Origin of the sequence: Rhizobium tibeticum (genome assembly GCF_900110205.1) — a bacterium.
GTDB lineage: Bacteria > Pseudomonadota > Alphaproteobacteria > Rhizobiales > Rhizobiaceae > Rhizobium > Rhizobium tibeticum.
The window spans coordinates 76,442-85,930 of record NZ_FOCV01000028.1 but is presented as its reverse complement, the minus strand read 5'-3'; the positions used below and the strand labels follow the sequence as shown (position 1 = coordinate 85,930).

The 9,489-nt window shown below is 60.2% G+C and carries 5 protein-coding genes and 1 pseudogene; 2 read left to right on the top strand and 4 right to left on the bottom strand.

Annotation, left to right across the window (positions count from 1 at the left end):
• Nucleotides 1-228 (bottom strand): annotated as a pseudogene (locus tag BSG20_RS25590) (IS66 family transposase); the annotation flags it as partial.
• Between the two features lie 14 nt (nucleotides 229-242).
• On the opposite strand from BSG20_RS25590, the gene BSG20_RS25585 reads away from it, so the two are divergent.
• Entirely contained in the window at nucleotides 243-1,400 is a 1,158-nt protein-coding gene (locus BSG20_RS25585) for an RHE_PE00001 family protein (protein ID WP_093041453.1), read from the top strand.
• 117 nt (nucleotides 1,401-1,517) lie between these two features.
• Complete coding sequence (locus BSG20_RS25580) at nucleotides 1,518-2,165, top strand: hypothetical protein (protein WP_072379796.1); 648 nt, start codon at nucleotides 1,518-1,520, stop codon at nucleotides 2,163-2,165.
• A 282-nt stretch (nucleotides 2,166-2,447) separates the two neighbouring features.
• Here the strand turns inward: BSG20_RS25580 and BSG20_RS37055 are convergent, their stop codons facing one another.
• The 3 genes from BSG20_RS37055 to BSG20_RS25565 all read right to left on the bottom strand — a co-directional run bounded on the left by BSG20_RS37055 (nucleotide 2,448) and on the right by BSG20_RS25565 (nucleotide 9,419).
• The gene (locus BSG20_RS37055) at nucleotides 2,448-3,344 is read right to left on the bottom strand and encodes an abortive infection family protein (protein WP_072379794.1); all 897 of its coding nucleotides are present in this window, start codon (nucleotides 3,342-3,344) and stop codon (nucleotides 2,448-2,450) included.
• 101 nt (nucleotides 3,345-3,445) lie between these two features.
• The gene (locus tag BSG20_RS25570; RefSeq protein WP_244541424.1) at nucleotides 3,446-6,676 is read right to left on the bottom strand and encodes a UvrD-helicase domain-containing protein; all 3,231 of its coding nucleotides are present in this window, start codon (nucleotides 6,674-6,676) and stop codon (nucleotides 3,446-3,448) included.
• 94 nt (nucleotides 6,677-6,770) lie between these two features.
• The gene (locus BSG20_RS25565) at nucleotides 6,771-9,419 is read right to left on the bottom strand and encodes a PD-(D/E)XK nuclease family protein (protein ID WP_083539991.1); all 2,649 of its coding nucleotides are present in this window, start codon (nucleotides 9,417-9,419) and stop codon (nucleotides 6,771-6,773) included.
• Nucleotides 9,420-9,489 lie beyond the last annotated feature (70 nt).

Genomic DNA, 9,489 nt, shown 5'->3' with positions numbered 1-9,489 from the left:
CAGCCGCGCAATTTCGTCACGCAGAAGCTGGTTGTCGACCTTCAGCCGTGTGTTCTCGATCCTGAGCTGGTCGTTCTCGTCACGAAGCTTTTGGTTTTCGGCCTCGAGCCTCTCGATCCGGATGTCTGCCCGATCAGCCCGCTCTACCAGACCTGTCACCAGCTCTCGCAACGCCTTCAGCGACAGCGTGTCGGCATGCTCGATCATGGGAAGGCGGCGCTTCGTCATGAAGGAAGAATCTCATGATTTACAAAAAACAGGAATCCCTTCTGCCACCAAAAATGCTCCAGGTACTGCTGCGGCCGATTTCGGACGCTGGCTCCGCCTTGGCGCGGCTGGACGAGCGCATTGCCCGCTCGCCGGTCGGCGCTGGCTGGATCGAACGCACGCACTTCGCCGACGCCTGCGCCTCGCTGTGGATCGACGGTGAACTCGTGCATCTCGAGGACCTGGTGCTGCATGACGCCGGCGCCGATATCCGGGCGCCCACCCATGAACTGACCATCGGCCGCGACGTGCTGCGCACCCGCCGGCGGATTGCGGCGCAGCCGCCCGCCTGGGCACTCAGCCCCGACGGTCTGCGCAGCCTGCGCGGCCAGGGTCACATCGTCGCCGACGGCGGCGCCGGCGAAACAGTCGAAGGCGCTGTCGACGTCGATAGCGAGCCGGTACCCGCTGATGAGGCGGAAAACGGAGGAGGGCAGGGGACCGATGCCTCTGATCCCTTTACGGCAGAGCTGGCGGCAATCGATGCGGTGCTCGTTCGTTCCGAGGCGGCGCTCACAGAGGCGAGGGCCCCCAGCCGCGCCGGCGGCCGCGAAAAGGATCCGCTCGTTTACGATCTGGATTGGGATGAGGACGAACGGCTTGGTGAATGGCGGGTCGTCCTGCGCGAGCTCGACAGTTTTCCACCTGTGCTGCAGGCGATCCTTGCCCTCGACGCCTGGAATTCGTTGGAGGTGCTGCAGCATGCCCCCTGGCTCGGCCGGCTGCTCGCGGCGTCTTGTCTGCGCCAAGCGGGTCTCACCACCGCAGCGCATCTCGCAGCCGTCAACCTCGGGCTCAAATCCATACCCGTCGATCGCCGTCGACATCGCGATCGTGAACCCCGGTTGCTGGCCATTCTCGCCGGCATCACCGCCGCCGCCGAGCTTGGGCTCAAAGAGCACGACCGCCTGACTCTTGCCCGGCAGTCGATGGAACGCCGGCTAATCGGCCGGCGCCAAACGTCAAAGCTGCCGGAACTGATCGAGTTGGTGACGTTGCGGCCGCTTGTTTCGGCCGGAATGATCGTTAAGGCGATCGACGTGACGCCGCAGGCGGCAGTGCGGATCGTCGGCGAACTCGGGCTCAGAGAGATGACGGGACGGGGGAGGTTTCGGGCGTGGGGGCTGCTATGATGCAGCTTAGGATTAGATGAGCTCGATACCCATCTCATGGCGATGATGCGATTACGTGAATTTGCCTACTAATTTTATATGAACCGTCCTGATGTTGGGACATTCGGAGACATGAGCATGAGCGTGAGCAAGATTGATGAGGTTTTCCCGATCGATGACATCTCGGAGAAGATCCCGAGCGCGCAATTCACTGCCCTCGGCATGAAAAACCTGCCGGAAATCATTCGCCTGAAAGGCATGACGATGTTCGAGTTGGGGCTGACGGCTTGGCATGCCGCCATGATTTCCGGTCAGTTTCAGGTTGCGCCAAATAGTTTGGGAGATCTTGTTGATCGCAGGGAGCCAAACCTACTGAAGTATGTCAGCCGAGCTCTGAACCGCAAAATGGTCTTCGATATCAGCTATCAGTTTGCAACTGTCCCTAGTGTTCCCACCGCGGAGCCTAAAATCCAACTACTCATCGCACATCTCTTTCCCAATCGGCTGCATATCGCAGACGTGCAGCTCCTCAATCCCGAAAGCGTGCGGGCACACTCCAAGGCCGACGACGATCAATCACACAATAGTTTACGGTTGTTTGGCGGTCTGCTCGCAAAGGCAGAAAGGGTCGCCAAGGATATTGGCGCAGAGAAGATCACCTTAACATCCGCCAACAGCCCGCTGGTCTCTACATTCAAGAGATATGGCTTCGCGGTTGAGGATTCCGGCATGGCCCGGCAGGCAATGTCGGTCGGATTCGGCATCCCCATGGAATTGGTGGTCTAGGTCAACACATGCAGAACTTGCCAAAGTATCACCACTATCTCCCGTCGTTACCAGGCTTGGGCGTTGAGTTATCGACGGCTCCGCCTGTGTTGCCGGCGCGGCCAAGAAATTCGTGTTCGCCACCGATGATCGGCAGATGGAATTTGTAGGCCAGCATTTTGGCAGCCGGCCGCGAACGACCCTCTTTCAATATTTGCTACGCCATCGACGGAGAGCCAGAGGGTGACAATAGCCGGCTTTCGGCTGGCTCGCTCACTGTCGCCAGGAGCAAGCGCTCAGCTATTAAGTTCCCGCCGGGACGTCACTCAGAGGAAGTTTTCGTCCGGGATACCGCAGCTGCCATGTCTCTATGACAAATAGTGCAATTGCGGAGGCGGAATGGATTGCGAGCTTTGCGATGCGGGGATCAATGCGACGAAACCCCTTCTCTTTCCCATGAGCACCTCCGACATGGGTGCGAAGAGAGCCTATGCCTTGGACCGACGTCACCAAGCCAGAAAGCACGGCCTTAACATCATTTACTATCTCGGGGGCCACGCCTTCTTTTGTCGGGTCGAGGCCGAGCGGGTCTCGCACAGCTCGGTAGAGTCCCGAAATATCCTGCTTGGTAGGAAATTCGATGTCCAGTTCGACGAGGATCGATCTACAAACGCTTTCGACCACAGCACAAGCCGCCGTCACAGCGATTTCGGGATCAGTGGAAGCCGCTCGCAAGGCGCGATCAAGATCGCGGCTTACAGTATCGAAGTCTATGCCAGCGGCCATGGCGGATAGCTCGCCTGTAACTGCAGCAGTCTCGGCTATTGCGATGAGCCGCATCGTCCTTCCCGCACGCTCAAGCTTTAGACCATCAAAGAATAGGTGTTTGTTTAGATGCTCAACGACTGCAGCGTGGCGATCAGGCTCTTTGATGAAGTCCCGAGGATCCGCGGCACCTTCGATAATCCGCCGCAGCAAATCCTCATCGTCTATTAAGTTGGCCTCGCGGATCGCTGTCTTGGTCGCGGGTAGTCGGCTTTCGCCTGCAACCCCAAACGAGATGCCATAGTTTCTGAACCAAGCTTCAAGCCGCCAGGCCTGTCGATAAATACCGATGGACGGCTCAACCCCATTCGCTGAGCCCCCAGAAATGATCTCAGCAAGGGCATCGATGGATTGGTCGGATAAATCGATTCGCATTTTCGAATGTTACCATATGATCTCGACGCCACCCTTCGCTCTGGTTTCGGGCGACTGGGAAGAGGCTCCCCCGGTTAGTGCTCCATTCGTCGCGGCTGGAGTCAACGAGGGGTAAGGTCGGCGTTCGGCTCCGGCGACACAACCTCTCTGTTTATATTTTCGACCCAGACAATTTCGCCGCTGGTGAGGTAAACAACGGCACCCCCATTGGCCTTGGTCGCCGTAATATAGTCGCGTAGCTGTTGAACGTGCGCCTTGCGTACGGCGGACGTCGGGTTCACGTCCGATTTCCAGTCGATTGCGGTGTCGATACCTTGATCGCTGATAGCCAGGGCATCGGCGCGACCGGCGAGAAGAATGTGCCAGTCAACCGACCAGACCGGTATCTCAGGCACTAGACGAGGCCGCAGATCAGCAATTGCAGGCAAGGAAAGCGTGCGAAGCGCAGCTGCTGCCATTTCGTTAGGATCGGGCCGCGTTCGATCGTCGGTCTCGTGCGTAAGCTGCTCGAGCAGGAGGCGAGCGCGTGCGGTACTCGTTGCCAGATCATCGGAGAGCTCGCCGGTGAGGAGCTCCTCCATGAGCTTATGCAGGATTACGCCGCGTAGGGCGCCGGCGCCCGCAATTTCGAGACGCTCCCCCTGGCTGTCCAAGGTGATTACTCCGTCAAGAGAATCGCCAAGACGGTCGCCGTCATGTTCGCTCGGTCGGCGCCACACAAGTGGCGGCGAGCTGTCTTCGACGAAACGCTGTTCCGTCGCAAAGATTTCGGCCGATTGTTCATTCGGTTGCGAGGCGCCCGCGCGGTTGGTCAGTGGTGTGAACGATGAAAGATCCAGCTCTGGGACTTCAAGCTGACGCAGATCGACGGAACTGAACCACGAATCCTTTGACGCCTGGGGAATATGCGGAAGGATCAAGAGATTGCGAGCCCGCGTACACGCCACGTACCAAATTCGCTCGCGCTGATTGGCATCCTCAAGGCTCTCCGCCGCGCGCGCGGCAGCCAGTTCCGGGGGCGCGACACCACCAATCATCCAATGCAGGCTATTGTCGGATTGTCTGTGAACGAACTGGTCCGGCCGATAGAGTTCTGTCGTTGAATTGATCGGAATGACCACCGGCCATTCAAGCCCTTTTGCGCTATGGATCGTGACAATCTCGACCGCATGCTCGGTCGGATCGATGCGACCCTCCGGTGCTCTTGCTTTTTGGTCCCAGTCAGATTGGAGATCCCGAACGAAGGTGTGTAGCCCGGAAACGCCATAGCTGCGCGCTTTCTCGATGAGCGCATCGAGGTTTGCGAGAGCCCGTGCGTTCCGGTTGCCATGGCGCGCCGCGATTATGACGCGGGCGTTCAGCCGCTCGATGGCTTCAGCAAGGATCAGGCTCGGGGTGGCAACTGGCGCTTTGCGCCGCAAGCTTTGCAGCAACATGAGAATTTCCCGGGCCAGCGGATGCTGCACCAAGTCTGGATCTGTGCGCACGGTGAAAAAGGTTTGAGCCGTCCCATCGACAGAGAGGGCAGTCGTAATGTCGAGCAGTTCCTGATCGCTCAACCCAACCAGTGGACCTCGCATGAAAGCGCCGAAGGCGAACGTATCCGAAGAATCTGCAAGTACCCTCACAAGTGCCAGGACATCCTGCGTTTCCTGCCGTCGCATTAAGGTCTGGCCGGCTTGCGATGAAACCGCGAGGCCTCTCTGTTCGAGGGCTCGTTCATAACGCCAGAGCTCCGTATGACCGGGTGATAGAAGTGCGATGTCACCGGCCTTCAAAGGCGTGCGCTTGTTGTCGGCCCGCAGAACGGGCAGGTTTCCGACCAACGCCGCGCAGATATCCGCGACCCTTTCCGCTTCGGCTTCCCAAAACATCTCCGCGTAGATGCGCTCGGCGGTGGGGATCTCGATCGTCGAACGTGCCACGCAGGGCAGTGGCTGGGACGCATCGGATAGTGTTGGAGCAAGGGCGACATATCGGGGCTGCGAAGGCTTCTCAAAGACCGGCTCGAAGCATGCATTGACGTGATGGATGATCGGGCCAAGCGATCGGAAATTGGCCGTCACCTCGATGACTGCTCCGCCATCCTGGCCCTGGACCAGACGGCTACAAAGCTCGTAGGCTTCTATATCGGCTCCGCGGAAGCCGTAGATCGCCTGCTTGGGATCGCCGACAAGGAAAAGCGCTCCGGGACGCAGCCGCGCGGTCTCCCAGTGCGTCGGGCGCTCGGCGGTCGCAGCGATCAAGAACAGGATCTCACTTTGGATGCGGTCTGTGTCCTGAAATTCGTCGACCAGAATATACTGATAGCGCCGCCCGACCGCCTGCCGAACCTCTTCGTGTGAGAGCAGCAGGGACTGAACGTGGACGATCAGATCGTCGAAATCAAAGATTGCAGCGGCGCGCTTGCGGGCGCTGTAGCTGTCCAGGAGTTGGTCAAGCGAGCCGGATAGCGAACAGACGAGCGTGCTCGCGATGTAGCCAATGAGCTGGCTCCAGGCGTTGTTGACCGCATCGTACAGCGTCCGCCCTGTATCGTTGCCAACATCATTCTTGTGAGCGCCAAAGCCCCGGGCGGCCTCGTCATATGTCTTGAGCTGCAATCCCTTCCGTCCAAATAACCGCCCCGATCCTGGATCGCAAAGCTGCCAAAGGGGCCGGAAATACGGATCGCCTGCGATACAGCCTTGGTAGCGCGTTGCCAGCTTGCCGAGCTCCTGTGCAATCTCCTGTGCCCAGGCCCCTTCTTCTACATTTGCTCTCCATCGTTCGAAGTCATCCACCGCCTGGACGAAGTCGATATCTGGCCGCAAGTCTCGGGGAGGGGGAATCGGCTGAGCATCGGGATGCTTGCGCCGCAGGCCTGCAAGTTCGCGGATGAGGTCGACCACCTGCAACGGGATTTGCTCTGCCAAGACGACGATCGGATCGTCTTCTGAGGCGTCAATCGAGAGCCGGCGTGTGAACCATGCCGATAATTCTGCCCTAAACAAATTGTCGGCGATGGTCGCGTCCGCGATGCGAGCGCCGGGATCAAGGCCAGCCTGGACGCCGTGGCTGCGAATGATCGCCTGACAGAAACCGTGGATGGTCGTCGCGGTCAACTCGTCGAGTTGCGTCGATGCGATCGCAAGCGCGCTTCGCTGTTGTTCGGAGAGGCCCAGCGGGATGACGGCCTTCAAGAAAGCGGGAACTTGGCCCGCCAGCAGGACGTCTACCGTTTCTTTGATGCGCGAGGCAAGTTGGCTTGCCGCCAGTTCGGTGAAGGTGATCGCGGCGATCTCACCCGGGCGATGACCCGCGGCGAGCATCATCGCGACGCGCCCTGCCATGAGCGATGTCTTTCCAGTCCCGCAGCCGCCTCCACAAGCAGGATGGAAGCGAAGTCTGTCATCGCCCGGCAACGATTGTCCTGATCGACGAGCGTCATGTTGAGGCGCCCCAGAGCTTGTTGAGCTGCTGGTTGGCCGCGCGAAATTCAGAGGCTTTCCGACGAAGATAGCTCTCGCGGTCCGCTGGAAGCGCAAGGCGCATGTCATCATAGAAAGCGTCTTTTTCCCAACGGGGTGCGATCCGTCCGCTGCGCAAAATAACCATCGCAGCCGAGAGGTAGTCTGTGGCATGTGTGATCGCGTCATCGAGATCGTCGCCCTTGAGCTCGAACGTTGTCGGCTCATCCGCCAGATAAATCAGACGTGCAACCACTGCTCTCACCTCTGGCAACAGCGCCCGCACTGCAATCGCGTAAAGCACGCGCTGCAACTCGCGTCCTTGTCCAAGCGTGATGCGTTGGGTCTTTGGCGGCGGCTTGATGCTCTTATAGTCTGTAATCCGCGCGGCATCGCCGGTCGCGCGAATATCCAGGCGATCGATCCGGCCGCCGAAGACCAAGCCGGTCGGCTCGATCGGGATTGCCAGCGTGGCGTTCCACGGCGCCTGTTTCGCGAGTGGATCGACCTGGCCGAATGGCACCTCGGTCCAGCTTCGCGTGTCGGAGCGCACCAGGTCGTCTGAAGCAAGGCCCCTGGCCGTCCTGCGCGCTGCTTCCTTCACGGTATGCCAGAGGATCGACGGCGGAACGGACCGTTGCAGCGGCCATGCTGTGAGGACAGCAGCTGAAGCGCCTTCGATGGCTGCCTCGATTTCTTCGGCGCTTGCACGCGCAAAGCCCGGCGCGGGTTCGAGCGCTGCGATCGCATCACTGATTAACTCGTGCACGAGCTCGCCGAACGACGTTGCGTCAAGTTGCAAGGGTTCTGATTCTTGTCGAGGAGAGCGCCAGCCCAAGGCATATCGCCAAACAAATCCGAGCGGATCGCGCAGCAAGCGCTGCAACGAGGTCGTCGACTGGACCCGCGCCAGTGCCGCCTCGATTGCGGGATGATTGGCGTTCGACAGTCCGTCATGTGCGGTGAGATCCGCCCGCCACTGCCAATTCCGCCAGCAGAGCTGAGCCTGCCGCACATGGGGGAGCTGCCCGGCGTCGCGTGCGCGCGCCAGCAGCCTGTCGGCTGCACTGAAGGCGTGCTCTGGCACGCGGTCGCGTTTGTGAACGACCGAATCGCCGGGCCATAGGGCGCTTGGGGAAAGCTGGCCGCCTCGGGCGTTCCTCTGGGCGCGCGACAAGACGAGTTGCTCGCGTGTCTGTGCTCTTATGATCTCGAAATGAAGGCGGTCTCGCTCGGCGGTGCTGAGCGGATGCAGCTTGCGGCGCTCGAGCATATGATGTGGGATTAGAGGATCGTCGTGATCCGAACGTGGCCAGGATCGGCTAGTGAAGCCGAGCAGACGTGTGAATGGTCGCGGACACGACACCAACTGCGATGCCGGACACCAAACAACGCTGTTGGCGGGATCGCGCTGATCAGCGACGCGCAACGATTGCAGCGACAAAGCGATTGCGTGCGGTGGCGCGCTGCGCAATGCCTCCTCCCACATCGTAAGGCTGGCGCCGCTCAATAGCCGGGTACCGGCTTCGCTCCCAGCGTCTGGTCCTCGAGCAAGGAGATCGAGGATCGGCAGAAGAATTTGCTCGGAGACCTCGGGGGCAACCCGCAGCGCTCTGGCCGCTTTCAGCGCTTCGCGCCATTGATCGAGTGTCCGCAGCGCCGCCCCTCTCGGAATTCCGGCAAACCAGTCGTCGGGTAGCGAGATGGCAAGGGGCCGCGCCGGCAGGCGCCGGATCAAGCGCCAGACGCGTTCTTGGGTGAGACCATTTCCAAGGATATCTGCGAGGGCAGCACAGGTTTGACCATCCGCTGTGCTGAGTGCTGGAATGCCATGGGAAAAATGGACCGGCAGCGCGGCGCTTTTCGCGTAGGCAAGAAAATGGTCATCCCACTCTTGCGTCGAAGTCGCTGCAATCGCGATGTCCTGTGCCTTGACCTGGCCCGTCGATAGTAGTCGTCTGGCCCACCTTAGCGCTTCCACGACCTCCGACTTCTGGTCGGCGCTGGCCTCGGCAGAGGTGAAATCAGGGCCAGGGGTTGCGCTTTTTCGTATAGCGCCTTCGAACCAGGGGTGCTCGATAAGCCCCGGCATGTCCCAAGATAGCTCGGTGACGCGCGCGATGGCGGTGAGAAGTGGGCGCCAAACCGGATCAACCTCCACGATTCCGGCGAGTGTGATCGGTCCCAGCAGGTCGCGCGTGCGACCGGCGCGTCTGACGGCGGCGTCGCGAAGGTCGCGCGGCAGCAGATGGGTGGCCGGTATGCTCTCACGGATTCGCGTCTCGATCAGGGCAAGGTCGTGGAACCGCGCTGCTTCGTGCGCGAGTGAGCCTAAGTCCAGGTCCGTCCGCCAAACCGAATCGAGCGACTGAAGGACCGCCCGTGGCATGCCCGGTAAATCTGCAATGTCACCAACATCCTGAAACCCGCCAGCGGCAAGTGCCGCCTGAATCGCTGGGTAAAGCACGTCGGTCCCCGCGGGCGTCGTAAACCCGCCGACAAGACGACTGGCGAGAAGGGGAAGAGTCAGGATTTCGCGGCCGATGGCGCCACTCGTGGCGGCTGTGGCGCGAGCAGTGCGCAAAGCTAGCAAACCGTCGACGATGTGGGTGGAGCGAGTGATCATCTGGATACTTTACGCTATTGTTCGACTGAGTCTCGATGATTGCCCGGACTCTCGATCTATTGAAATACTG

Bases quoted from the DNA above. Each gene is read 5' to 3' on its own strand.
- BSG20_RS37055 (WP_072379794.1), bottom strand. From the start codon at position 3,344: ATGCGAATCGATTTATCCGACCAATCCATCGATGCCCTTGCTGAGATC.
- BSG20_RS25565 (WP_083539991.1), bottom strand. From the start codon at position 9,419: ATGATCACTCGCTCCACCCACATCGTCGACGGTTTGCTAGCTTTGCGC.
- BSG20_RS25580 (WP_072379796.1), top strand. From the start codon at position 1,518: ATGAGCGTGAGCAAGATTGATGAGGTTTTCCCGATCGATGACATCTCG.
- BSG20_RS25570 (WP_244541424.1), bottom strand. From the start codon at position 6,676: ATGGCAGGGCGCGTCGCGATGATGCTCGCCGCGGGTCATCGCCCGGGT.
- BSG20_RS25585 (WP_093041453.1), top strand. From the start codon at position 243: ATGATTTACAAAAAACAGGAATCCCTTCTGCCACCAAAAATGCTCCAG.